The organism is Paraburkholderia azotifigens (assembly GCF_007995085.1).
GTDB classification, from domain to species: domain Bacteria; phylum Pseudomonadota; class Gammaproteobacteria; order Burkholderiales; family Burkholderiaceae; genus Paraburkholderia; species Paraburkholderia azotifigens.
On the sequence record NZ_VOQS01000005.1, the window covers coordinates 1,947,674 to 1,972,972 of the forward strand.

Consider the following 25,299-nt stretch of genomic DNA (forward strand, 5'->3'; position numbering starts at 1 on the left):
GAAACCTGATCTTCACGACGCCGTTGCATCACGCGTGACGCAGCGGCCGTCGACACCTGGAGTACGGCATGGCAGAAATGGTGTTGTCCCAGATCGCCAATGGACTGGTACTGGGCTTTCTCTACGTGCTGCTCGCGATCGGTCTGTCGATCATCTGCGGGCTGCTTGGCATCGTCAATTTCGCGCATGGCGCGCTGTTCGCGCTGGGCGCGTACTTCGCCATTGCGCTGTCGATGCAGTTCGGCTGGGCGGCCGTGATCGTCGCGCCCGTGCTGGTCGCGCTCGTCGGCATGCTGATCGAGGTCATCTTCATCCGGCGGCTGTACGGCAAGGAGCCGTTGCTCGGCCTGATCGTGACCTTCGCGCTCTCGCTGCTGCTGACGGCGTTGATCCGCCTGGTGTGGGGCGCGGGCGGCCTGCCGTTCAGCCCGCCTTCTGCTCTGAACGGCTTTCTCGTCTACGGGCCGCTGCTGATCACGAAGTACCGCCTGTTCGTGCTCGCCGCGACCGTCGCGATCCTGCTCGCGCTGTGGTGGTTCATGAAGTTCACGCCCTACGGACGCATCCTGCGCGCGGGCAGCCGCGACCCCGAAATGGTCGGTCTGCTCGGCATCAATCTGCCGCGCGTGCTGACGGGCGCATTCGGGCTCGGCGCGCTGCTCGCGGGCGCGGCAGGCGTGCTCGCCGCGCCGCTGCTGACCGTTACGCCGAGCATGGCGACAGCCGCCGTGATGCCCGCCTTCGTGATCGTCACGATCGGCGGCCTGGGCTCGTTCGCGGGCGCTGTCGTCGCGGGCCTGCTGGTCGGCATCGTCACCGCGCTGGCCGTGCAGTTCTTCCCCGAAGGCTCGTCGGTGGCGATGTATGTCCTGATGGCACTCGTTCTGCTCGTGCGTCCGCGCGGGTTGTTCGGCGAACGCTGGGAGCGTTTCGAATGAATCTCAAACTCTTCACGCGACACCCCGTCGCCCTGCTGGCGACGTGCCTCTTCGTCGTTTCGATCGCGCTGACCGCGACGGGCACGCCGCTCGAACGCGCGACGCAGATCGCCATCTACACGCTCTACGGCATGGGCGTGAATCTGCTCGTCGCGTACACGGGCCTCGTGCCGTTCGGCGCATCGGTGTTCTTCGGCACATCGACATATCTGGTCGCGATTTCGCTGCAACGGCTGATCGGCAACGAGATCGCCGCGCTCGCCGCAAGCGTGATCGTCACGGGTTTGATGGCCGCGTTGATCGGCGCCGTCGTGCTCAAACGGCGCGGCCTGTATTTCTCGCTGCTGACGCTCGCGTGTTCGCAGATCGCCTTCGAAATCGCGTTCAAGTGGACCGACGTGACGGGCGGCGAGAACGGTCTTCAGAACGTGCCGCGTCCGACCTTCGCGACGACGACGGGCTTCCACGTGTTCGCCTGTGTCACCGTGGTCGCCGCCGCGTACGGCTTGTGGAGGCTCGTGCACGCGCCGTTCGGACGCGCGCTGCAGGCATTGCGCGACAACGAGCAGCGCGCGGCGAGCCTCGGCTACGACACGTATCGGCTGAAGCTGTATGCGTTCGTCATCTCGGCAGCCGTGATCGGCTACGCGGGCGGCCTGCTCTGCCTGATGCTGCAAGGCGCGTATGCGAACAACCTCAGCTGGGAACATGCGGGCGACAGCCTGCTGATGACGGTGCTCGGCGGCGTGCATCAATTCCTCGGACCACTGTGGGGCGCCATCGCGTTCATCCTGCTCGAAGACAAGCTGAGCAGCCTGACGGAGCACTGGTGGCTGATGTTCGCGCCCATCATCATCGCGTTTGCGTTCTTTTCGCCGGAAGGCATTCAGGGGCTTGCGCAACGTCTTCTGCGGCGGCCTCGCTGGACGCTCGTGCGCGACACGATCCCGCAGCGCCCCGAAGTGATCGCGCCGTATCGCGCGAGCCGCATCGACATGGACCCCGACACGCCGATTCTCAGCGTGCGCGGCCTGTCGAAGCAGTTCGGCTCGCTCGTCACCGCCGACAACATCGACCTCGACGTGTATCCGTACAAGCTGCACAGCTTCATCGGACCGAACGGCGCGGGCAAGACGACGTTCTTCAACATGCTGACGGGCGTGCTGCCGCCCTCGTCGGGCACGATCACGTTCGACGGCAAGGACGTCACGAAGCTCGCGATGTTCCGCCGCGTGCGGCTCGGCATGAGCCGCTCGTTCCAGATTCTCAGCGTGTTCCGCAACCTCACGGTATTCGAGAACGTGCGCGTCGCCGTGCAGGCGGCGCAGCGCGAGCGCCTCGGTCTCTGGCGCGACGCGCACACGCTCGACAAGCAGAACGCGCAGACGTGGTCGCTGCTCGCCGCCGTCGGTCTCGTCGAGCGCGCGGCTGCGTCGTGCGAGAGCTTGTCGCACGGCGAACAGCGGCTGCTCGAAATCGCGCTGCCGCTCGCGACTCAAGCGCGTCTTCTGCTGCTCGACGAACCGCTCGCCGGACTCGCCGAAGCGGATCGCGCGACGGTCGCACGCATCGTGCGCGAACTCGCGAATCATCATGCCGTGCTGCTGATCGAGCACGACATCGATCGCGTGCTGACGATTTCCGATCGCGTCAGCGTGCTGCATCGCGGCCATCTGATCGCGGACGGCTCGCCTGCCGTGGTCGCCGCGCATCCCGAAGTGATCGAAGCGTACATGGGTCACGCGAAGGGCGAACGCGCCGTCGACGCGCGCCTCGCGCAACGCATCGACGCAAAGCGCGACAAGCCGAAAGAGAAGCGTCCGCTGCTGCGCCTGGAACGCGTCAATGCGGGCTATGCGGGCAATACGATTCTCGACGGCATCGACCTCACGCTGCACGAAGGCGAAGTCATCGCGATACTCGGGCGCAACGGCGTGGGCAAGACGACGGCCTTGCGCGCGGCGACGGGCGTCGCGCAGGTCAGCGGGGGTGCGATTACTTTCGACGGCCACGACATCACGGCGCGCGCGCCGCACGAGATCAACCGTCTTGGCCTCGCGATGGTGCCCGAAGGCCGCCGGCTGTTCCCGAATCTGACCGTCTATGAAAACCTGCGGCTCGCCGCGCGCAAAGGCGGCGCCAGCGTCGACGACATGTATGCGCTCTTTCCGCGGCTCGCGAATCGCAAGGACGTGCGCGCCGAGCATCTGTCGGGCGGCGAGCGGCAGATGGTGGCGATTGCGCGCGCGTTGATGGCGCCCGCGAAAGCGATCCTGCTCGACGAGCCGTTCGAAGGCCTCGCGCCCGCTGTCGTGCAGGAAGTGCTCGATGCCGTCGTGAAGCTGCGCGAGCGCGCGAGCGTCGTGATCGTCGAACATCAGGCAGACATGGTGCTGCCGATTGCCGACCGCGTGTACGTGCTCGTCAACGGACGCGTCGCGTATGAGAACACGGCCGACGCGCTGGCTCAGGATGTCGCGACGCAAGCCAAACTGCTCGGTATCGTCCACGACGATGCCGGCTCTACTCTGGAGGTGAAATCAGCATGACCGAATCCACTGCAACGACCGTCGCCGTATCGCTCGACGAAGGACTCAGCGGCGCGACGCGCGTGGTCTTCATCGTCGGCGATCCGATTGCACAGGTGCGCTCGCCGAAGGGCGTGACGGCCGCACTGCGTGAAGCAGGCCGCGATGCGCTGGTGGTGCCCGCGCACGTCGCGCCCGATGACCTCGCGGCATTCTTCGCGGGCGTCGCGCCGATGCGCAACGTCGACGGCGTGATCATCACGGTGCCGCACAAGTTCAGCGCCGCTGCGTACTGCAAGAGCTTTTCCGAAGAGGCCGCGTTTCTCGGCGCGGTCAATACGCTGCGCCGCACGCCCGACGGCGCGTGGCACGGCGGCATGTTCGACGGCACCGGCTTCGTCGCGGCACTCGTCGATGCGGGCTGCCATCTGCAAGGCAAGCGCGCGCTGCTGGTCGGCGCGGGCGGTGCGGGCTCGGCGATCGGGCACGCGCTCGTCAATGCGGGCGTCGCCTCGCTCGATGTGCTCGACAACGATACGTCGCGCACCGACTCGCTCGTGACGCGGCTCGCCGCGCTGCAACGCGGCGCCGTGCACACGGCGCCGAAGGAGGTTGCAGCGGAATCGTTCGATGTCGTCGTCAACGCGTCGCCGATGGGCATGCGCGCGGACGACCCGTTGCCCGTCGACGTGTCGCGACTGCCGGCATCGACCTTTGTCGGCGACGTCGTCACGAAGCCGCCGCTCACGCCGTTCATCGAAGCCGCGCGTGCGCGTGGCTGCAAGACGGTGACGGGCACGCAGATGTTCGCGCGCGTCTGCGACCGCATGGTCGAATTTCTGCTGGATGCGCAAGCATGAGTGCGACACGGCGGGTCGCCATCGTCACGGGTGGCGCGGGCGGAATCGGCCGTGCGATTGCCGCGCGGCTGCAGCGCGACGGCCTGCGCGTCGCGCTGTGGGATCTCGATGCGCGCGCGGCGCGCGAAGCGGCTGCCGCCTTGCCGGATGGCACGGCCATCGGCGTGCATGCCGATGTGACGGACGAAGCGTCCGTGGCCGCCGCCCTTCGCACGACGCTCGACCGTTTCGGCGCGCTGCACGTGCTGATCAACGGCGCGGGCACGACGGGCCCGATTGCGCCCGTCGCCGAATGCGCGCTCGATGTATGGCAGCGCTGCATCGACGTCAATCTGCGCAGCGTGTTCCTGTGCTCGCGCGCCGCCGTCGCGCCGATGCTCGCGGCAGGCTTCGGACGCATCGTGAATCTCGCGTCGATTGCGGGCAAGGAAGGCAATCCGTCGATGTCCGCGTATTCGGCGGCGAAGGCGGGTGTGATCGCGTTCACGAAGTCGATGGGCAAGGAACTCGCGCTCACGCCGGTGCGCGTGAACTGCATCGCGCCCGCCGTCATCGAAACGCCGTTGCTGCAGCAGATGACACCCGACGCGCTCGCCGCCAGCCTCGCGAAGATTCCGATGCAACGCCCCGGAACCGCCGATGAGGTCGCGAATCTGGCCGCGTGGCTCGCATCCGACGAATGCTCGTTTTCGTGCGGCGCGACCTTCGACCTTTCGGGCGGGCGCGCAACGTATTGAGCGCGCTTCGAGCACGCAATGGACATGACGGAACGAAGGAGACAACGCATGCAAGCGAATCAGGATTCGCGCTGGGACGAGGAAGTCGATCTGCTGATATTCGGTGCGGGCGCTGCCGGCATGACGGCGGCACTGATCGCGCATCACGAGGGACTCAAGGTGCTCGTGTGCGAAAAGACGGAGGCCGTCGGCGGCATTACGTCGACCTCGGGCGGCACGACATGGGTGCCCGGCACGCAGCTGAGCGTCGATGCCGGAGTGCCCGATAGCGTCGACGACGCGAGGCGCTTTCTGCAATCGGTAGTCGGCGAGCGTGGCGGCGATGAAGCACGCGAAGCATTTCTGCAAAGCGGGCCGCTTGCCATCGACGAACTGCAGCGCATCAGCGACGTCCGCTTCGTCGCGGCAGCCGCGCACCCCGACTACGTGACGGGCCCCGGCGCGGCGTTCGGCGGCCGCGCGCTCGCACCCGTTCCGTTCGACGCAAGCGTGCTCGGCGCGGATTTTGCGCGAGTCAGGCCGCCGCGAAAGGAATTCATGGGACTGGGCGGCATGATGGTCAATCGCAGCGACCTGAACGCGCTGCTGTTTCCGTTTGCTTCCGTGGGGAATTTCAAGCGAACGGTGGCTGTCGTGGGCCGCTATTTCATCGATCGCCTTCGCTTTCCGCGCGGCACGCAACTCGTGATGGGCAATGCGCTCGCGGCACGGCTTTTCTACAGCCTGCGCAAGCGCGGCGTCGATGTGCGTTTCGAAGCGCCGCTCGTCGAACTGGTGCGCGAGAACGGCAGAGTGACGGGCGCCGTGGTCGGCTCGAAGAACGGTGCAACGAAGCGCATCGGCGCGCGCCGTGGAGTCGTGCTCGCGACGGGCGGCATCACGCGGCATCCGGCGCTGCGCAAGCAACTGTTTCCCGCCGCCGCTCAACCGCTGTCGCTATCGCCCGATACGCACACGGGCGATGGTGTAGGCAGCGCGCTCAAGCTCGACGCGCTGCTCGAAAACGGCGGCGACAGCCCTGGCTTGTGGATGCCCTGCTCGATTCGCCGCTCAGGCAACAGCAACAGCAATAGCGACAGCGTGTGGCCGCACATCATTCTCGATCGCGCGAAGCCGGGGCTGATCGCCGTCAACGGGCGCGGCGAGCGCTTCGTGAACGAATCGAACTCGTATCACGACTTCGTGATGGGCATGCTGCGCGATGAAGGCAAAGGCGCGAGCGTGCCCGCGCATCTGATCGTCGATGCAGCGTTCATTCGCGATTACGGTTTAGGTCTGCTGATGCCGGGGCGCAGCCGCGCGCGTATCGCCGAGTTCGAGCGCGCCGGTTATCTGGTGAAGGGCGCGACGCTCGCCGAACTGGCGAAGAGGCTGGATGTCGACGCGGCAGGACTCGCGCGAACAGTGGAAACGTACAACCGTCACGCGGCGTCGGGCGAAGATCCCGCCTTTGGCCGTGGCTCCGGTCCGATGAGCCGCTTCAACGGCGATGCGGCGCAGAAGCCGAATCCGTGTGTCCGTCCGCTGGGCGACGGGCCGTATTACGCCGTCACGGTCTGGCCCGCCGATCTCGCATGCAGCGCGGGACTGGCGGGCACGGCCAACGGCGAAGTGCTCGACGCACAGGGCGCTGTGATTCCCGGGCTCTTCGCATGCGGCAACGATCTGGCTTCGATCTTTCGCGGCACGTATCCGGGGCCGGGCACGACGCTGGGGCCTGCGATCGTGTTCGGATGGCGGGTCGCGAAGTTCGTCGCGGGGAAGGAGGTTGGCCATTGCGTCGACCAGCAGACGCGGCCGCAAGCGTGCCTGCATGACGCGCCATAACGGGTCCCTCACATCTCGACAGCAGGAGGGCCGCAAGGCCCTTCTTTTTTGCCGGCTCGACGGCGGCGGTCATGAGCGGCCGTTCGAAGCCCTGCACCCTAAGAACGCGTCTGCTCCGCCCGAAACGAGTGGACTGTTTCTTCCCTTTTCGTGCGTCGCATTTTCCTGCAAAGATAGAGGCCCGCTGTCGGCAAAACGATATAGCTGGCGCCCAGAAGTACGACCGCATTGCCAGACAGCAAGGAAACGGCTGAATTTACCGCAAACGCAAGAGCCATCTGTGAAAACGAATAGACGGCCCCCGCGGCGCCCCGCTTGTCGGTGAATGGGCTTATCGACATGGCGGACGCGCAAAGCACGATAAACGTGTAGCTGAAAAAGACCCCCGAGACGCTGAGCAAAAATGCAAACGTCGACAGGACATCAAGTCCGTTTAGAATGAGCAGCAGGGATCCGCATGCGATCAGGATCACGAGCCCCAGACAGATCATCATCGGCATCCCGTAACGGCGGATGAATCGCGGAAGCAGCGAGCGGCTCACGAGAAGCCCCGCGCTGACGAGCGCCGTGACCCAACCGTAGAGCCTCGGCGAGAGGCCGAACTGTTGCTGCAGAACAAATGGGCTGGTAGCCGTATACATCACGAAGCAGGCCATACCGATGCCGGCCAGCAGGGTTGCTGAAACGAACGTCTCGTTTCGCAAGACGGCTTTATAGTTCGCGAATACATTGCGTATGCGAATGTCCCTGTTTCGGTGAACGTTAGTTTCCGGGCACAGACATGCGTACACGGCAAGGATACCCGTGAGCATGCTTGCCATCACAATAAAGTTCGCCTGCCAGCCAAATCGGGTCAACATGAAGCTGCCGATGACAGGACCGAGCACGATCGACAGACCGGTGAACAATGTGATGTAGGAACTCGTGATCGCGTACCGCTCGCCTTGCACAATATCGGAGAGCACGATACGCGAGAGCGCCACACACACACCGCTACCGACACCCTGGATGAAACGTGCTGTCAGGAACGGCCCGATATCATTGAGTGTCGCACCGATCAGATTGGCAGCAATTGCGATCACGAGCCCCGTCATCACGACCGGCTTTCTGCCATACACGTCACTGACGGGCCCATAGATCAACGCGCTCAGACCGACGCCGAACAGAAAAACGGAGATCGACGATTGCATCATCGATCGCGTCGTATGCATGGCGCGCATCATTTCAGGCAGGGCAGAGAGATGGATGTCCGTACCCAGCAACCCTAAAAACAGTAACAGGGTAACGATCGAGACGACTTTCAGTTCGGTCCGGGAGAGCCTGGCAAGCTGTATTGCAGACATGGATTTCCTTTCGAATACAGACTATGCCGTTGCGGCACCAGGGGTCCGGGAAGATGTGATGACGTTACACCGAACGTGTTCCCGGTACGCGGTCACAAGCTCACGGGTCATGTCGTGATCGTAGAACGCGTGACTAAGCGTCACCCCGGCCCTGCATGACGAGGGCAGATCGATAGCCTTGCTGGCAGTCCATGCTGCCAGGAAACTGGTCAGTTGCGCCATACCTGTCAGATTTGTGTTCTCGTCGTACTTTGCGAGAACCCTGACCATCGAACGCTCGCCCGACGAATGTTCGGCAGACACTTCCACGAAGCTGATGTCCGGGCGATTGCGAGCAAGCTTGCCGTTTCTCGTGAGAATCCCATGAATGAGATCGCTCGGCGTGCTGGTATCACCAGGCAGTGCGTGCTCGTCCAGCAATCCCAGCGCGATGAGGTTACGCACGCAGTCGAAGAATCCGGGCCACCGGGCAGTTTGCTGCCTGATTGATGGGATCGCCTGGAAACGCGGCGAGCCGAGAAGGTACGGCGAAAGGCCGTCGTGATAGACGTCGAGCAGACCGACGCCATCGATGAACCGCGCCTCCTTCATGTCAAACCGCTGGCAGTAACCCTGTTTGCCGTTGATCTTGATAAGTGCTGCGCGATTGTGCGCGGGCAGACGATCACCGAACAGCAGATCGTAATTGAGTGGCGAGCTCGGATGCTGTGGGACGCCTCCGCATATGGCGTTCAAGCTGTGCAGGGTTCCCGCATCGCAGGTTGATGCGAGATCGTTCATCAGGATCTCGACGATGTCGTGCTCGGCGAGATAGCGATCAAGGGCGTTATGTGCAGCAACATCGTCGTAGCCCGGTCGGCCGAGGCTGACGAAGATGGGGCGCTTCCTGAACAGTGCGTGATTGCGCTCGTCAGTGACGAAGGCGATTGTGGCCGGTCCGCTGAGAGAAAGCACAACCACATCCAGTTCACCGGTATTGAGATGATCCATCACCGGAAGTGCAGGATAAGCTGGTGCCTGGCAGCATCATCCCGTCGTGCCATGAAAACTCGGTTCTCTTCTCCAAGAAAATATGGCGAACTTCGGATTTTCCATGTGACAGAGCTGCAATGCTCAGGTTCGAAGGGCCACAGCCAACGCCAATGCAATCGAAAACCGGATTGTTCATTTACAAGTCTCTACCGGGTTGCAGTATGGACCCGATTTGAGCAACAACTTGCATCCTAAAAACCTATCGCGTCTGATAGGTTTTTAGGATGCCTCTGTGTGGCACGACCAGGGGCACATGCTGCCGCAATAGTCGAGTGAGCAGAACCGTGAATGTCGGGAAGCAGAGGTTTCTAGGGAGGTTCCTGCTGCCCCCAGTCGGCGGATCTGTTCGATTCCGTACGTGTCCTGCAAGGTGTAATCGCGGTTGTGCTCATCGACGATATGCGCAATCAGCACGTGCTCGCTTCCGCCCTTCTTTTTTGTAGCCCAATGTATCCACACCAAGCCTGGATACAAACGCATACACAGTCCGCGCGCCTCGACACAAGCCGGATACATCGGCGCGCTTCAATACGGTCATCGATTGTTTGTCCCTAACTCACTCAACCGGAGACGCATCATGGCCCAGATCGAAAAAGTACTGTACACAGGCAAGGTTCACACGACGGGCGGCCGCGAAGGCGCCGCGCGCAGCACGGACGGCCGCCTCGACATCAAGCTGTCGACGCCGGGCGGCCCAGGCGCAGGCACGAACCCCGAGCAACTGCTCGGCGCGGGCTGGTCGGCCTGCTTCATCGGCGCGATGGGCGGTGCGGCGCGCGCGTTGAACGTCTCGCTGCCGGCTGACACCAGCGTCGATACGGAAATCGATCTCGGCACCACCGACGGCGCGTATTTCATTCAGGCGCGTCTGAACGTGAGCCTGCCCGGCCTGCCGCGCGACGTCGCCCAGCAAGTGGTCGACCGCGCGCATCAGACCTGCCCGTATTCGAAGGCGACGCGCGGCAATATCGACGTGACGGTCACGCTCGTTTAAACAAGCGATAAAGGGCAGCGCGAGCTACGCGTCTGCCCTGCCCCGCTTCGCCGCCTCGACCAGCGCGCGGATCGCCCAACGCTTCACCTTGCGAGCCCGCGCGTCGTCGAGTTGCAGCACGTCTTTGAACACCACCATCGCTTCCGTGCCGATCACGAGCGCGAGCGCCTGCGTCAAGGTTTCGAATGCGGCGGGCTTGAACTCGTCGTGCGCGGGTTCCAGCGCGGCTTCGATCAGCGCAGTGCGCCGGTTTTGACGCAGCGGCACGTCATGTCCGCTATCGCCCTTCGCGGCACGCTCCAGGGAATGCGCGAGCATCATCCGCAGCGGCGCTTCGTTGGCGAGAATCATCTCGTGCAGCGCCGTATCCACGCGCGTGAGCCGCGCAACGGGATCGTCCGACGCGCGCGCGCCGAACAGCTTCGACGCATCCGGCGTGGCGACATCGAGCGACGCTTCCAGCATCAGCGCATCCATGCTCGGAAAATGGCGATACGCGGTGGCGCGTGACACCATCGCTTCCTCGGCAATTTCTTCGAGGCTCGGCTTGCGCCCCTGCTGCATCAAACGCGATGCGGCCTGCAGCAAGTCCTTGCGCGTGCGCCGCTTCTGGTTTGCACGCCCGTTGATCGTCACGTCTGCCATCTCACGCTTGCGGTAACTGTTCAATGATGGCAGCGAGGTCGACCCAGACGTTCTCGCGCCTGATTTGCCCGTTCTCCGCAAACTCCAGCACGTGCAGCATGCGGAATTCGAGCGGCCGTCCACGCCCTTCGAGCCCGAACGGCCTGCCTGGCGCCTTGCCGCGCCAAAGCGATTCGTCGACGACGAAACCATCGCCATACAAACGACGCAGACATTCCACCCGGCTCTCCGACAGATCCGCGAACAGCGCCTCGTAAAACGGCCTGACTTCGGCGCGGCCGCGCACCGGCCCCGCAGGCCAGCCGACGACGTCATGCTCGACATCCGGCGCGAGCGTGGCGAGCACGCCTGCAACGTCGTCGCGTCTCTCGAAACCGAAATGCTCTTCGATCTTCCCGTCCATCTGCACCGTTGTCAGCGTCATGACTGGCTCCTCGCACGATTGCGTTCGCTCGGTTCGCCAATTCATTCTAGTGAGACTCTCGTCTCATTACAAGAAAACAATGCACCGAATTTCGTGAGTGCTCAGTGACTCCACGCGACCCATCGACGGCACCGTGTTTTCAACCCCGGCATACTGCACGCTTCTGGCTCCCCGCACACACTCAACAGGAGGCGTCATGTCGGCTGTGTCGGCATTCAAGCTGGTGCTGCTTTCGCTGATTGCGATCATCGCGCTCGAACTGCTGGCCAAGCGTCTGCGCTTGCCGCCCGCTGCCGCATTGCTGGTCGGCGGCGCCGCGATGGCGTTCGCGCCCGGCCTGCCGCCTGTCGTTCTCGATCCCGACCTCGTCCTGATCGTCTTCTTGCCGCCCTTGCTGATGGACGGCGCGTACTTCTTCGTCTGGACCGACTTCAAGCGGCATATCAAGCCGATTCTGCTGTTCGCGATCGGCGCTGTTGTGTTCACGACGTGGATCGTCGGCGTCGTCGTGCATTGGGTCGTACCGTCGCTGCCGTGGGCCGCCTGCTTCGCGCTCGGCGCCGTGGTCTCGCCGCCCGATGCCGTCGCGGCCAAAGCGGTGCTCGAGCGGGTCGCGCTGCCGCGCCGCCGGATGGTGCTGCTCGAAGGCGAGAGCCTGCTCAACGACGCCGCCGGCCTCGTACTGTTCCGCTTCGCCGTCGCCGCCGCGCTGACGGGCGCGTTCAGCGTGTCGCACGCCGCGCTGAGCTTCGCGGGACTTGCGGCGGGCGGCGTCGCCGTCGGATGCGTGGTCGGCTTTGCCGTCGTGTGGCTGCTGCGCCTGCTCGACGACGACTATCTGATCATCACGACGTCGGTGATTGCCGGCTGGATCAGCTATATCGCGGGCGAAATGCTGGACGTGTCGAGCGTCATTTCGACGGTGACGTGCGGCATGGTGCTCGGCTGGCATCAGCACGAAATCTTCTCCGCCGCCGTGCGCATGCGCGGCACGGCGTTCTGGCAAGTCATCGTATTCGTGTTCGAAGCGCTGGTGTTCGTGCTGATCGGACTGTCGCTGCGCGGCGTGATGCTGCGGCTAGGCGGCGTCGACAACGCGCTTGCCGAGACAACCAAAGTTTGTCATTGCCGCCAAACTTTGATTGGAATTAATCGGTAAATATTACCTCAAAGCCCTTCATTTGAGACTCCGAGGCAGCGGACGGCATTCGCGCGAACATTTTTACCGCCGGCGGAGGGACCAGAGGGCTCTAGTCGGCGCTGCTGAACAACGAGAGAGACCGATACGGATCGTCGACTTGCCTCGACACTTAGCAGGTACCGCGCTCGCCCCTATTAGGAACAATCGAACTGTCGACGCTCGGCGCCGCCCGAGTGTGCCACATACGTTGTATGATTCGCCCACTCAATTCCGGTGTTATCAAATGCCTCGTCGAGCGAAAAGCGCACGAGAACAATTCGCGCATGCCGTCACTTCGATACGAGAGTTGAAAGGCCTTTCGCTCAATGAAGTGGCACGGGCCGCGGCGATAAGTAGAAATACGATTTATCTCATCGAGACTCACAGCGCAAATGTGCAACTGGGAACCGTGGCCCGCTTATCAATTGCCCTTGACGTTGACCCGCGCATTTTCTTCTCAGAAATCGCCACCTCTCCTTCCCCTCCCGCCGACCTGCAAGAGACCATCCGAGGGACTATAGCAAGTAACATCAAGGCAAAACGACTTGAGCTTGGAATATCCCAGAACGAACTGGAGCGGGATCTGATGATGCCGCGCGGATATCTTGGCATCATCGAACGCAAGGCTCCGGACTTGTCGCTAGACTCACTCGAACGTATTGCCCGTCGACTCGGGATACCACTCGACGCATTGTTCGCATCATCGCTGTAAACTTTGGGCCGAGCGATCTTTGGCCGGGAGGGCCTCGACGCCTGTTCAACCGTTGAACCCATTGTCAGGCTACATCTCTTGGTGCATATCGGCGCGAGCAATCCGCGCTCTTCGTCTAGAAGGATGAGCGTGCTGAATTGCCAAGCACGGCTGGTCGAGTCAAGGGGCTTGAGCCGACGGGTACCGTTGTGTTCAAGTTCACCAGCGAGCGCGAGACTGTATCGCCAACCCTTGGTTACGCAGTCCTTCAGATTAAGACTGACGGGGTGGAACGGTGCATTAACGCCCATTGGCCCCCTCGCTCAATAGACACCATTGCAAAGGATCCTGCGTCGAAAAGCGGCTCGTCGGAAATTCACGCTCTTACATCAAAGTCCGAGCCCGTGCTTGCGCCGTTAATTCCGACAAGAAGAATCATGTCAGTCACCTCATCGGTCTTGGAAGGGTGAGACGATAATCCGCCTTGCCCCCAGGAACTATCTGCCTGAGGAAATTAACCACGTCTCTCGCGACTCCAATACGTGTTCCACGTCACAGGCACCGTTGAAGATCACGATTTCGAACGAAGCGTTATGAAAGGGCCGTATCGCCCGGACTCTGCAACATACCACGTGGGTGACCATCGTCTTCCGATCGGCGTATCAGTCCTCCCTTCGGACCCTTGCTTCCTTGAGCCGCGATATGGCTGCAAGACCGCGCTTAAAATGCCAGCATAGGCGTGTTAGCGCAGATCCGGGAGGCAGGCATGAACGTCCCAAGCTGGTACGTGAAATCGGGCACGATCGACTTCGACAAATTCGAAGCACAGGCGCTCTCCTACCGACGAGAGCTGGTTTCCGCTGGGAAGCTTTTACTGGTGGAGAATATGTCAGAACAATGGGCGGCTTGCAATGAACCCAATTGGGCAGCAACGGGCTTCTTTACTGTCGAGGTCGACGGTCGCCCGTACGGCCCTGCGTTCTTCCTTGATCCGACGTTTAGCACAAAGGAACTCGGAGAGGTCGCGAAACTGCTGGGAAACCTTCCTGGATGGTCCAAATGGTATTTCTTCACATCAAAGCACGGCTCACTCGGCGGCGAAACTCCGCTGGAAGCGCTAAAAGCCGGAAAACACGACATCGTTAAGCGAGCTGCGCGCGCGTTTGCCGAACGCTAAAAGTGCTAGAACTCCGGGCTCACGAGGGGAGCGTTCGCTCTCCGTTCGAAGGCGCAAGCTCAATGCCCTTTTCCTTCATCATGCGGCCGGAGATTCGTCGGGCCTGTCAGCCTGCGCGCCGCCTCGCCGAGGCAGATCCTTCAGTTCCTCATCATAGAGACCAGAACGCACCGAAGCTTTCATCATCGTGTTAAGACCCTCTTTTTGCCTCGCCCTCATATCTGCTTTGTACTCAAGAACGGCGGTTCGACTTATCCGTCCCTGACCCGTTGAAGTCAGGGAGTTGTCACCCAGTTTCCCCTCAGCGATAAGCGTCTTGAAGTACGCCTGTGAAACATGAAGTAGCGCCGCCGCCTCTTCGAAAGAAAGGTCATTAATCTGTTTGACAGGTTCAACCATTGTGTCGCCCCCATTAAGTCATATCGGATCCGGCTTTGCCGCCGGTCTCGGCACTGACGATTCTCGGCGCACCCATGACGGAGCCCGAGCCCGCGACCACATTTTGCCCTCGGCCGGCCCGAACACGCCACCGATACACCACGCTCTTACAAGTCTAAACGTGAGTCGTATCGAGCCCCCCGAGTTCACCGGGCCTGTCCGCGCTGTTCGCTATAGCCTTCCGCAAGATCCTGCCGACCTTCGTAACATACCGGAAGCGTGCCTCGCATTGAAGGTGTCTGGAGAAATTCGCGCACGCGAAATCTCCCGTCGCGATGTGACCTCTGACACGCTATGGATTTCAGTGTCCATGCCGTCCGCGCGGCACGATGCCTATGCAACATTGGACGCACAGACACGCAAATTGCTTTTTACACGGCCAATTCAGCCGAATCAATGGCTTATCCTGGAAGATGCTAGTAATCCCGAGTCCACTCCGCGCCACACCGGTTCCATCCGAACTGATGCAGTATCGATTCAATCGAGACTGCGTCGCTTGCTCGCACAGTCGCGTCACTTGGAATAGTTTGGCAAAGCACTATCGCCGGCCTCCGGCCTCGCGGCGTCAACCTTCTGGTCGGTAATCAGCCAAGTTTTCAGCCCGTTATAAAGCCTCGCTTCCCTTTTTCTAGAGTGTTCGCGCTTGCGCGACCGAGTGAGATTTTTCTTTTCCCTGCCAAGTTTTTCGCCGATTTTTGCATAGCCACGAGAAAGGCTAAAAACCGTCGCTGCACTTGTTTCCACCACAACGAGGAAACAAGATGGCAGCGCAAAAGCAGCAAGAAAAGGCACAACTGAATGTCGTGGAACTGTTCGCAGGCGTCGGAGGGTTTCGCCTTGGTCTCGAAGCGGTCCATGGCTCTCCATTCCGGGTTACTTTGAGCAACCAGTTTGAGCCATCGAGAAAAAAGCAGCACGCCAGCGACATTTACCAGTCTCACTGGTCAGACGGCGCACACATCAACGAAGATATTTTCAAGGCCCTGGAGTCAGATAGCGGTCGAAGCGCTATCCGCGAGGCGTGTCCCGACGTCCTCGTCGGCGGCTTTCCCTGTCAAGACTACAGCGTCGCAAAGCCGCTTTCGTCGTCCGACGGACTCGCCGGAAAGAAAGGCGTCCTGTGGTGGTCAATCGCGAAGTTGCTGAAGCAGCGTCTTGATGACGGTGAGCCGATTAAGTACGTCGTCCTCGAGAACGTAGACCGCATCCTCTCCTCCCCGGCGTCGTGCCGAGGCCGTGATTTTGCCGTCATTCTCGCGACACTTCGTTCGCTCGGCTACGCAGCGGAATGGAGAGTCATTAATGCTGCCGATTATGGTCATCCGCAGCGACGCCGACGCGTCTTCATCGTCGGTTACCACGAAAGCACCGGTGCCTACAAGCATCTGCATGCAATACTGCGAATGACAGATGCACCATGGCTGTCGAACTCGGTCCTCACTTCGGCTTTTCCGTGTGACGCCATCAACCCTCTTGATGCCATCGAGCCGGCGCTGAGCCTGCGCGCCGACCCTTTCGATGAGCAGCTCTCGTACCGCCCGTTGTCGAACGGGAAAACACGCTTTGAAAACTGCGGACTGATGTTTGCCGGTCACGTGCACACCTGCCGTGTCCGCGCCGCGCACATCACTGACTACAGTGAATATTGCGGTCGGCCTGCTGCGATTGTGCTCGGCGACATCGTACGTGAAACTGGACCAGTGCCGTCTTCATTTTATGTTCGCCCCGAACAGGAAGAAGCGTGGAAAATCGCGAAAGGCGCAAAATCCATCCAACGTAACAAAGAAGCCTTCTGCTACGAATATTCGGAGGGCGCAATGGCCTTCCCTGACCCACTCGACAAGCCCGCCCGGACCATCATTACATCAGAAGGCGGCAGCTCAGCTTCGCGCACTAAACACGCAGTTTGTGACGCAAGCGGCCTTATCCGACGCCTGACACCCGAGGAACTCGAAGCACTTAACGGTTTCCCACGCGGATTCACGTCGCGGCCTGGCGTGACTGATGTTGCCCGAGCGATGCTCATGGGCAATGCACTCGTCGTGGGACTCGTCCGACGCATCGGTGAAGCATTGTATCGTCGGCATCAATCTTCGTAGTCAATTCATTGCTGGGCGGCGCTCGCCGCCTCGCCCGGCGTGGATGAAACGCGGCCAATGCTCAATCTTGGCGCATGGAAAGCGCCAGCGAGACGCTGTCATCTTAAGCAGCAACATGCCGAAGTCGACATTCGACTGCATTGTTCTTCGTATGCGAGATCCGCTCGGTTGAATACAAGTTCTGACGTCGTTAGCATATCGACGTCATCGTGTCTCAAACCGGAGATATATCTTTAAAAGGCCCTGGTCTGTCCCTTCGGCATATCGGAGAACGGCCCGCCTCCGCACGCCGAGGACTGATCTTTGTACCGTACGGTTTTCGTCTGGATGCTTGACAAACGGATACCCCTCGACACATCCCGAAATTGGCGACGACTCACGCTACCGATGAGCATTTGGTAAAGCGGTCACCTTACGTCCCTGCTCTTCCCACACTATCGAATGCTCGATTCTTGGTAAATCATTTGTAGTCAGCAGATCGTTGCAATCTTTTACTTAGCGCAGAAACGACACGTAGCGTGTTTCCCCTGCTGCGGCCAGTTCCCGCGTTTCACATAGATCTCCAGATGCCATAACGCTTACCGTCCATTCGAGACAAATTGGCGTTAATTTATGGCAACCTTACTCTTAAGTTTTCCGTTCAACGTCCGTTTACACGCCTTGTGCGAATCCGAAGCTGGATTCAATGTTGATGAAATACGCAAGAGTTTGTCTGGTGGTGAGTTGAAAGAGACAAGCGATAGCGACAGATTCGCGCATTTCAAAAAATTTATAACGGAGTGCGCGACGGAAGAGAGTCCGTCCGCATCTAACATGAACACGAAAATACAAACACCGTTCCTGCTATCCCTTTTCGCAACCGTGGCATTGACCGCATGCGGCGGTGGCGGCGGGGATTCTTCTGCAGCGACCAAATCGACCATACCAGCGAGCGCGCCAACGTCAACGCCCGTAGTCAACGGTGAATCTCTGCCTGACCTAGCCCATCCGCAGACGGGTTCGACGGCCGAGGTCGGTAATGGACTCGAAGGCATCTGGTCGACATCCGGGGCCAGTCACACTTACGCGACCATCGACCCGACAAATAATCTTCAATACGTGGACGGTATTGGGAGCATCCCAACAACCGAGTTTTTTGGTTCAATTGTGCCGGCGAGTTCGACGTGGGTGCTCAACACGGGAGTCAAATATTCTGGAGGCTTCTATTACACAGTGTCATCAGGTAGCGGTGCGTTTGCAGCTAAACAGACATTTGGCGGTAGCTACGTTGCTAACAGCAGTACAGTCAATGTCGCGTGGAATTATGATGCGGCGAATGCACTTGCCGTGACCCAATCTAGCGTCGCGGGAACCTGGGGGGAGACCAATACCTCGGTGACGGTAGACAACGCTGGCGCAGTGTCGGGAAACATCTCGAACTGCCCGGTGTCAGGGACGCTGGTGATGGCGACGCCCTTGTCGAAGAAGAATCTTTACACGCTTACGGTGACCGTGAACGGGACGGCGAGTTTGTGTTCTGCTCCGTCGGGGACGACCTTTAGTGGACAGGCTGCGATTGTGTTCCTGCCAATTTCCGGTAGCAGCCTTTATAAGCGGACGATTTTTTACGCAACCAAGACAGCGGACAACTCACGGTATGCAATTGGGCAGGTGGCGAAGCAGTAATGATAGTCACTCACTAAACTAATTCGCGAGCAGGCTGTCGATGTGTATTCCATCTGACGGAAGGGGGAGAATTCGACAGCCTGCATACAGAATCAGAGCCTTAGTAAGCGCGATAGTTAACACCACCACACTGGTATGTTTCACAAAATGCCCGAGGCCATCCTCCAGGTGCTTACTGAGACTCATCGCGCTGCCCTGTCGAGAGCAACTTCCAAGACTATCGCTTTCAGTTGTTCTGGCCGGTGCCCCCCAATTCGAAAGCTTTGAATATTGCGGCGACGTCGAATTGGTTGCCGGCTGTACTGGGAGCAATCACCGACAACCAGTTCACTCCTCCCATTACTTGCAAATTCAGGCTGGATGTTTGGCGCGACATTGTATCGCGCCAGACGTATCACTCTAGTGAACCGTTTCGGTGGAGCAGAGCTCCGCATCGAAGACGCTGTGATATCCCTCGCGTTGGCGAACGGTAGATTTTTGCTGCAGTTCATACAGCGCAGCCTGCGAACTATCGAACGACAACAGATTTACGTGCACGTAACTCAACTCGATGCCGGCAATGTCCGTAGAGGCGAACCGCTGAACTATCCCGCTGTTGGCGAGCACGGATGCCGCGTCTGACAGACCTCCGGGGTGGGACAGGCTCTCGGAACGAATCGCATCAATGCTATCTCTGCCTTTGCTGAACTCCCAAGGTAGAAACACCGCGTCAATGCCCTGCATCAATACAAAACCTGCCTCACCCTTCTTGATTGCATCGATAGCTGCCCACGCTCGACGGTCAGCTGCATCGGCGAGCCAATAAATCTGTGCGCCGCCTGATTGCAAACGAAAGGACAAAACGTTCCGGCCGTGCACCTTGAAATGGCCAAACCCGAAGCTTCCTTTGGTTCGTGATACTTCCATGAAGCGCGGCATATCGATGGACGAGACGAGGATTGGACTTCTCGGCCGCATCTTCACAGCCAATGGCGACGTCTGCGTAAAGTTCTTCGCCATGCGCACAAGCCCTACCGGCGCAGGAAAGTTGCCCTGCTCCGTGTCCAAACCAATGGATGCTGCGTCTACAAAACCAGTCGTCGTCGCAGCTTCCTCGCCTTCAGCTTACTCACAACGGGTTGCGCTCTTCAGAACCTGGATTTCGACAACCGGTTCGACATCTCTACTCGACATATTGCTCGCTGCGAATCTTTCGCACGTACCACCTTGAATGAGCACCTGCGAAAATTGAAGAAATGCCTCTGAGCCGCATGGTACCCGTCCGTTTCGCGCTTTTTCAATCATTCGGACATACTCGTCGGTCAGCCGACATCCGCTTACAGCGACCTGGTCTCCCCGGCGTTCGGCTACGACGAAACAACCTTTCCGAATCCACGTCTCGAGCACGCTGCACAACTCCGGGTCAGTCAAATCCATCAGAGTGAAGTGGTAGCACTTTCCGGCGCTCATCTCCAGGGCGAGCACTGGGGTTTCCGGATGGTCAAGCGTTGTTACCCGGAAAGCCCCTTTATGTGACTCGTACTCCTGCGACCACTCAGGCGACACGGTCTCGAGAATCAGACATGGGTCCCCGATGAACGGATTCAGTAGCTCGGAAGCACCGCCACGATATGTAGAAAGGCCGATAACAGGGGTTTGAATATTAGTTGTAGATTGCATGTTTTCCAGTCGAATATTTTTAAACGCCGTTTTGCGTTTTCACGAAATCATGATAATTCGAATGAATTGCAATTACCACATAGTGATTCACCCATGTTTTCATCTGGCACGTATAAAATCTCACTCAAATTTTAGAATCGACGATTTTTAGCACCGTGTAACGCCCATCACCCTTTTCACCTTCTCCGTGGACACTCAATCCCGGGAAGCTCCCCCGTGTATCAGCGCAGAGCCGCCAATATCAATTCGGCGTCACTTGCGCTTCTCGTAGTGGTCGCCTGTTCGAGCGTTTTTGTAGTGCCCTCCCTTGTGCGATGATCCGTGTCCACCGGCGTAGTGCCCGCCCCGAGCCTCCGCAACGAGCGGCGCCAAAAACGAAATAACGAGAAGTGTCGCGAAAATTTTCTTCATGATGATTTCCGGGTAAAGTCAGCAAACGAAATTGATTGCGGACACGCGTGATATCGGACACCTCTCGCAGCTTCTCGATCCGTGGAAACCATACGGTGCAAGCAATCCTGCGAGCTCACGCGTTTGGTCCGACGTCGGCTAAAACGAGTGTCTATATGAACAACATGTCTTCGCACCAGAGCGAAGACGGCAATGACCCCATTCAGATACTCGGACCCCAGATGTCACTCGTTCTGCATAGCCCCAATTCTGACGCCGCAAACCTCGCAGCCACAGGCATCAACCATGCGAACACTTTGCTCCGCAACATTCAAGACCGAAACCCGGAGTGTCTGACGCACTCGATTGAGGCTGGTGCGTTTGCGGCGTGGCTCTACGAAGACAATCCGGGGTTTGAGAAGGCGTTGACGCAAACGGGCTCGCTCGCCTACTTTGAACGACGCCTCGGCCGCTACCTCAGCTTTGTTCCTGATCTGAGGAAGATCTTCCGGGCATTGGAGTGGCATGCGGGACATTCACAACCTGTCAAGCCAGAAAATTTACCTGCGACCATGCGTCTGCGGCTGGCACTCGCAACACTTTTGCCTAGCTGGAACAACGCTGCTCTCGATGATGTGCTTGCCGACGTAGCGTTGCTTACGCAGATGTTTCCCCAGTATCACCACATACAGCTCGACCCGAGCAAAGTCCGCCCAACGCCGACACGCTATCGCTTACCGAACCTGACACCAGCGCTCGAACTAATTCACGAACAGGCGGAGTCGAATCCCGATTCCTGTTTTCTGATAGACGCATCTGAGCTTCCAGATTCGATACGTACACTCGTCGCTGAACGTCACTGCGTCGTCATCCCCGTCGCCTGCGCGTTCGATGAATCCTGGATTTTCAATTCCGCCCCGGACAACATGAATTTCCACCCGTTGGTCTTCACCGACGCCCCGTCCTTTAACGATGTTCAGATGATGCTGTCAGTTCAGCGAGAAGTCATGTTCGACTATGACGCGCTTACGGAGAGTCTCTTCCGCAAGTTTCGCGCAGAGTTGCCGGTCGTATACGTATCCCGCTCCTCGGGCGCACTCGTCACTTACCCGTTCCTGCCATTTTGGGTAGATGACAGTTTCCATCGAGCCCGTTACGAGCTCGACATGGGAGGATGTTTCGACTCTAGCGAGTCGTTCGAAAATTTCACCCGAAGCTTCGACCGCAACAACCTTCCGCGTCATACGTATGTAGTTCGTACGGTTCTCAGCCTTACTGGCGCCTGCACCAAGCCTGTCACGTGGCCCATACTCCCGCACTGGATGCGCGACGACATTCGTTGAACGCAAAGTGACGGTTCGATGGCGCCTGTTCCATATTATTGGGCGCCCCCCTTCCGAACCATTGCACCAGAGAATCGAACGGTACACCGGCTGCTAGCTCCATTCCGCACGAATGGTTTAAGTGCCGAGGCAGCAGGTCGGGAACACCGCCCACACGCGTCATTTTGAAAAGCGAGAAAGCAGCCCTTAGTCTTCGACTCGAGCCGAGCCGAGCTGGAAAAACCGATGAAACGTATCGTTACCGAGAATACGATTCCGCTAACGCACGCAACACCGATTCGAAGGGCCATCTTGCTGCTGTCGCGACCAGCTGTAGAAATTAGCCGGACGTTTTAGCTGTCGAGATAACGAACGTACTAAGCAAAATCGAAATAAACCGTCTCCAAGACAAACGAATTTCGTTGCCGGGAACCCGCGTCGGTCATCCTCGACCTCGTATCGAGGATGATGCCCCTTTACTGCGACAATTGCGCGCAACTACGATTTGAGTCCAGCGGTGAAGCGCACTCTGAACAATATGCCATTTCCCCGGACCTACCTCTGTCGGAGAACGAATTCATCGCGCGTCCCGTGGCAACCGAGCGCGACATGCAAATTCGCTCCAGGAAGAACCGCACGCGCTGACCACCGGTAGCATCGCCGAAGATCCGGACGCGCCGCCAGTGCCTTCCTCGACGGCGGTTGGTGATTCTGCGGCGGCACGAGTCGCGGCCCCAATAAGCTCCTCGGGCCGCTGAGCTTTGCCCAGAATGAACAGCGCACGACGCAAACAAGTCAGATTAGAGCGCCTTCAGATCTGAAAAGTGTGGCACCTACCTCGCCGCGCTCGAATAAATAGTTATTTGAGAAGGCCATACATCCGCACCTTGCTGAAGCGCCCGAGCGGCAGCATACGAGTCGTAGAACGGCAATGTCACGATCGCCGGCCTAACCTGAAGACGAGCTCGACACCACACCAGCCTTCACAATGACCCGCAGACGACAGTAGCCGGTTGACGACCCGAGCAAGCGTGAACGCAGCGGTGAACACACACCTTCATTTCGTTTATCACCGCTCTCCTTGCAATCGTGCTCAGACCATGCCATTTCGATGTATCAATGCAGCGTGTGCGCCCCACTCGAAACGTCAGCGAAGACACTATCATCGCCGTATGCCGACGGCGCCGCTTTCATCGCCCTCATCGCCGCCTCGACCATTTCAGCCGTCGGCGTGAACAGAAGATTCACCTGCACATAACTTAGCTCGATATCCGGAATGTCCGTGGTAGCCTGCGCTTCGACAAATCCCGTACTCGCGAGATACGCAGCGGCATCTGACATGCCACCGGGATGCGACAAGGATTCTGCACGGAACGAATTAATCACATCGCTTTGCCCTTCCAGCTTCCATGGGATGAACAGGGATTCCTTGCCCTGTGTCAACATGAAGCCTGCCTCTCTGCATTTCTTCATGTTGTCAATGGTTCGCCAGACTTCCGGGTCCGCAGAATCGGCGAGCCAATATACTTGCGCCGAACCCGATTGCATTCGAAACGACAATACCAGACGACCATCCACCCTGAAATTGCCGAAGCCAAAACACCCCGCGGCCCTGGATGCGTCCATGAACCGCTTGATGTCCACCGTTGCGGTGAGGACGGGCGCTTCGGGATTCATCTTCGCAGCTGACGAGGAAATCTCCACAAAGTCGCGAGCCTTATGTATGGTCCCGAGGGGTACCATGGGACGCAACGTTTGAGCGCTTTGCTGCCGCTGCGAACCCGCTTCGCTACCTGACAAGCCACGAACAAATGGGTGTGCCGGGTCACGCTCATCACTCCGGCGAATTGCCCCACTACTCAAAATCTGGACTTCGACCACCGGAGTCGCTGTAGAGCTACCCTCATTCTTCAACTGCGTGAGGGCGTAGTGTTCCAGCGCCTGACGCTCCAGCGCAGACTGAACAAATCGCTTGTACGATTTGGATTTTGGTTTCTGACCCTGGCTGAGTAGGCGCTTGATAAGCTGAATCCCGTCGTCCGCCAGACGGCAACCATTGATGGCAACACCCCCAGCTGTCCTCATCAACACAACGAAGCAGCGCTTACGCATCCATATCTCCAGCGAACGCCGCAAGGCAGGGTCAGACGGGTCCATCAGTACGTAGTGAAAGCTGCTGTCGCCAGTCCTGTTCTCGAGAAACAGCACAGGCGCATTCGGATTCTCGATTGCCCCAACCTTGAAAACTCCCTTGCCGAGCCACACGTCGGACTCGGCCGAACAAACAAGACATGGGTCTCCGATGAACGGGTCCAGCAACTCGGAACCGCCGCCGGCGTACGTCGAAATATACACAGATGCCTGTTTTTGAGTAATGTTGCTTTTCATTATTTTAAATACGCTTTTTGCGCTCTCAAGAATTACATGCCGCATATCTTATTTTCCAACGACCGAAAAGGCAACATAGTGATTCACCCATATTTTCGGATAAAAAATGCACCAACCTGAAGCGCAATTTAAAAACAGCGCCTTCCGAATGAGAAGGCAAAATTGTGCGCGACGTGGAAATCACGTTGTGAAGTTTGCTCAGACAACAGTCCGTCGAACGCTCACTAGCGCCAGACTTCAGGCTGTATAAATATTTATGCAACCATCTGTTGTAATTGACTTTTTTATTTACGAATCTATCGTCGCAGACATCACGCGGACGGATACACTCGCATCGCCGACCGCCTAGTTCACGTCCCTCAACACTACTTCCTTGTGTAACGAGTTCAAACTTTCTTATTAAACTGTGAACGCAGAATCAATCCATCGCGCACAGTTAGTTTATGACTTCATCGATTACATACGCGACCGAGATGCCAGTATGGCGGAATCTCATTCACTGGGTCAGGTGACCGGTGCCCACGTAGTCGCGTATAAATCGATTTCCGGATAGTGGGCAAAAAACGATATCAATCTCGTAAATCACACCTTTCATGCATATAGGAAAGCGAAGACTCGTATGTGACCGGTTGGCGCGGCGTTCATGTGGCGTACAGACGTGTGGTGCGCGAGCGCTGGCTCGCAACACGTCGCGGCCCACCGCAACAAAGTGTGAAAAGCACTCGCGGTAGCGGCGCTGGCGCCGCACCCCTCAGCAAGGCCGACCGTTTGCGCTGCGAAGACAACCTGCACGAGCAGATCGCCATCCGAGATATCTCGATTGCTACAAGCTAAACGACGGGGACTGGACCTACGCGGCCGAGAGCCAGACCGTGTCCCGACCCGACGGCAGCCAGCTCAAGCCAACCATTTTTGACACCATCGAGTTCGGTTTGAGTATCAACCGCGCGGCCGCTACACGG

General features: G+C 59.0%; 22 protein-coding genes and 1 pseudogene. 12 read left to right on the plus strand and 11 right to left on the minus strand.

The features are described from left to right. Window positions 1-68: 68 nt before the first annotated feature. From FRZ40_RS40700 to FRZ40_RS40720, 5 genes are read left to right on the plus strand one after another with little or no spacing between them, the layout of a single operon-like run. On the plus strand, window positions 69-938 hold the full coding sequence (locus FRZ40_RS40700) for a branched-chain amino acid ABC transporter permease (protein WP_028367354.1): 870 nt from the start codon (window positions 69-71) through the stop codon (window positions 936-938). Next, window positions 935-3,487, plus strand: a complete 2,553-nt coding sequence (locus FRZ40_RS40705) for a branched-chain amino acid ABC transporter ATP-binding protein/permease (protein ID WP_147238058.1) — start codon at window positions 935-937, stop codon at window positions 3,485-3,487. Before FRZ40_RS40700 ends, FRZ40_RS40705 begins: the two co-directional genes overlap by 4 nt. Further along, window positions 3,484-4,326, plus strand: coding sequence for a shikimate dehydrogenase family protein (locus FRZ40_RS40710; protein ID WP_028367356.1), 843 nt, complete (start codon window positions 3,484-3,486; stop codon window positions 4,324-4,326). The genes FRZ40_RS40705 and FRZ40_RS40710 overlap by 4 nt, the downstream gene beginning before the upstream one ends. Further along, a complete protein-coding gene (locus FRZ40_RS40715; protein WP_028367357.1) occupies window positions 4,323-5,063 on the plus strand; it encodes an SDR family oxidoreductase in 741 nt (246 codons plus the stop codon). Before FRZ40_RS40710 ends, FRZ40_RS40715 begins: the two co-directional genes overlap by 4 nt. A gap of 48 nt (window positions 5,064-5,111) precedes the next feature. Then, the gene (locus FRZ40_RS40720; RefSeq protein ID WP_147238059.1) at window positions 5,112-6,890 is read left to right on the plus strand and encodes an FAD-binding protein; all 1,779 of its coding nucleotides are present in this window, start codon (window positions 5,112-5,114) and stop codon (window positions 6,888-6,890) included. 98 nt (window positions 6,891-6,988) lie between these two features. On the opposite strand, the gene FRZ40_RS40725 is transcribed toward FRZ40_RS40720, so the two are convergent. Genes FRZ40_RS40725 through FRZ40_RS46400 form a run of 3 tightly spaced genes read right to left on the minus strand, consistent with a single transcriptional unit; the run spans window position 6,989 to window position 9,401 of the window. Then, window positions 6,989-8,233, minus strand: coding sequence for a multidrug effflux MFS transporter (locus FRZ40_RS40725; protein WP_147238060.1), 1,245 nt, complete (start codon window positions 8,231-8,233; stop codon window positions 6,989-6,991). A 21-nt stretch (window positions 8,234-8,254) separates the two neighbouring features. Then, window positions 8,255-9,223 (minus strand): saccharopine dehydrogenase C-terminal domain-containing protein, encoded by a 969-nt coding sequence (locus FRZ40_RS40730; protein WP_147238061.1) that lies wholly within the window; start codon window positions 9,221-9,223, stop codon window positions 8,255-8,257. Next, complete coding sequence (locus FRZ40_RS46400) at window positions 9,201-9,401, minus strand: SidA/IucD/PvdA family monooxygenase (protein ID WP_147238062.1); 201 nt, start codon at window positions 9,399-9,401, stop codon at window positions 9,201-9,203. Before FRZ40_RS46400 ends, FRZ40_RS40730 begins: the two co-directional genes overlap by 23 nt. Before the next feature lie 441 nt (window positions 9,402-9,842). On the opposite strand from FRZ40_RS46400, the gene FRZ40_RS40740 reads away from it, so the two are divergent. After that, window positions 9,843-10,259: an organic hydroperoxide resistance protein gene (locus FRZ40_RS40740; protein WP_147238063.1), complete on the plus strand. Its 417-nt coding sequence runs from the start codon at window positions 9,843-9,845 to the stop codon at window positions 10,257-10,259. A gap of 24 nt (window positions 10,260-10,283) precedes the next feature. Here FRZ40_RS40740 and FRZ40_RS40745 read toward each other — a convergent pair whose 3' ends face one another. Together FRZ40_RS40745 and FRZ40_RS40750 are read right to left on the minus strand one after the other, a co-directional pair. Further along, complete coding sequence (locus FRZ40_RS40745; RefSeq protein ID WP_147238064.1) at window positions 10,284-10,904, minus strand: TetR/AcrR family transcriptional regulator; 621 nt, start codon at window positions 10,902-10,904, stop codon at window positions 10,284-10,286. 1 nt (window position 10,905) lies between these two features. Continuing rightward, window positions 10,906-11,328 carry an ester cyclase gene (locus tag FRZ40_RS40750; protein WP_147238065.1) on the minus strand — a complete coding sequence of 141 codons (423 nt, stop codon included), beginning with the start codon at window positions 11,326-11,328 and terminating at the stop codon, window positions 10,906-10,908. A gap of 196 nt (window positions 11,329-11,524) precedes the next feature. Here FRZ40_RS40750 and FRZ40_RS40755 point away from each other — a divergent pair. From FRZ40_RS40755 to FRZ40_RS40765, 3 genes and pseudogenes are all read left to right on the plus strand, one after another. Next, window positions 11,525-12,433: pseudogene (locus FRZ40_RS40755) on the plus strand (cation:proton antiporter); the annotation flags it as partial. Between the two features lie 382 nt (window positions 12,434-12,815). Continuing rightward, window positions 12,816-13,220, plus strand: a complete 405-nt coding sequence (locus FRZ40_RS40760; protein ID WP_158647078.1) for a helix-turn-helix domain-containing protein — start codon at window positions 12,816-12,818, stop codon at window positions 13,218-13,220. Window positions 13,221-13,965: 745 nt separating this feature from the next. Further along, window positions 13,966-14,376 (plus strand): hypothetical protein, encoded by a 411-nt coding sequence (locus FRZ40_RS40765; RefSeq protein ID WP_147238067.1) that lies wholly within the window; start codon window positions 13,966-13,968, stop codon window positions 14,374-14,376. A 78-nt stretch (window positions 14,377-14,454) separates the two neighbouring features. Here the strand turns inward: FRZ40_RS40765 and FRZ40_RS40770 are convergent, their stop codons facing one another. Together FRZ40_RS40770 and FRZ40_RS40775 are read right to left on the minus strand one after the other, a co-directional pair. After that, window positions 14,455-14,775, minus strand: coding sequence for a MerR family transcriptional regulator (locus FRZ40_RS40770; protein ID WP_147238068.1), 321 nt, complete (start codon window positions 14,773-14,775; stop codon window positions 14,455-14,457). 552 nt (window positions 14,776-15,327) lie between these two features. After that, on the minus strand, window positions 15,328-15,606 hold the full coding sequence (locus FRZ40_RS40775) for a hypothetical protein (protein WP_147238069.1): 279 nt from the start codon (window positions 15,604-15,606) through the stop codon (window positions 15,328-15,330). Here FRZ40_RS40775 and dcm point away from each other — a divergent pair. Beyond that, entirely contained in the window at window positions 15,576-16,913 is a 1,338-nt protein-coding gene (gene dcm / locus FRZ40_RS40780) for a DNA (cytosine-5-)-methyltransferase (protein WP_147238070.1), read from the plus strand. The two genes, FRZ40_RS40775 and dcm, sit on opposite strands and share 31 nt — an antisense overlap. Window positions 16,914-17,525: 612 nt before the next feature. Further along, window positions 17,526-18,578: a hypothetical protein gene (locus FRZ40_RS40785; protein WP_240057485.1), complete on the plus strand. Its 1,053-nt coding sequence runs from the start codon at window positions 17,526-17,528 to the stop codon at window positions 18,576-18,578. Window positions 18,579-18,977: 399 nt separating this feature from the next. Here FRZ40_RS40785 and FRZ40_RS40790 read toward each other — a convergent pair whose 3' ends face one another. From FRZ40_RS40790 to FRZ40_RS44245, 3 genes are all read right to left on the minus strand, one after another. Then, window positions 18,978-19,577 (minus strand): hypothetical protein, encoded by a 600-nt coding sequence (locus tag FRZ40_RS40790; RefSeq protein WP_147238071.1) that lies wholly within the window; start codon window positions 19,575-19,577, stop codon window positions 18,978-18,980. A gap of 105 nt (window positions 19,578-19,682) precedes the next feature. After that, window positions 19,683-20,237 (minus strand): hypothetical protein, encoded by a 555-nt coding sequence (locus FRZ40_RS40795; protein ID WP_147238072.1) that lies wholly within the window; start codon window positions 20,235-20,237, stop codon window positions 19,683-19,685. Window positions 20,238-20,489: 252 nt separating this feature from the next. Next, window positions 20,490-20,648, minus strand: coding sequence for a hypothetical protein (locus FRZ40_RS44245; RefSeq protein ID WP_158647079.1), 159 nt, complete (start codon window positions 20,646-20,648; stop codon window positions 20,490-20,492). A 155-nt stretch (window positions 20,649-20,803) separates the two neighbouring features. On the opposite strand from FRZ40_RS44245, the gene FRZ40_RS40800 reads away from it, so the two are divergent. After that, window positions 20,804-21,970: a hypothetical protein gene (locus FRZ40_RS40800; RefSeq protein WP_147238073.1), complete on the plus strand. Its 1,167-nt coding sequence runs from the start codon at window positions 20,804-20,806 to the stop codon at window positions 21,968-21,970. A gap of 1,095 nt (window positions 21,971-23,065) precedes the next feature. Here the strand turns inward: FRZ40_RS40800 and FRZ40_RS40805 are convergent. Further along, window positions 23,066-24,382, minus strand: coding sequence for a hypothetical protein (locus FRZ40_RS40805; RefSeq protein ID WP_147238074.1), 1,317 nt, complete (start codon window positions 24,380-24,382; stop codon window positions 23,066-23,068). Window positions 24,383-25,299: the final 917 nt, after the last annotated feature.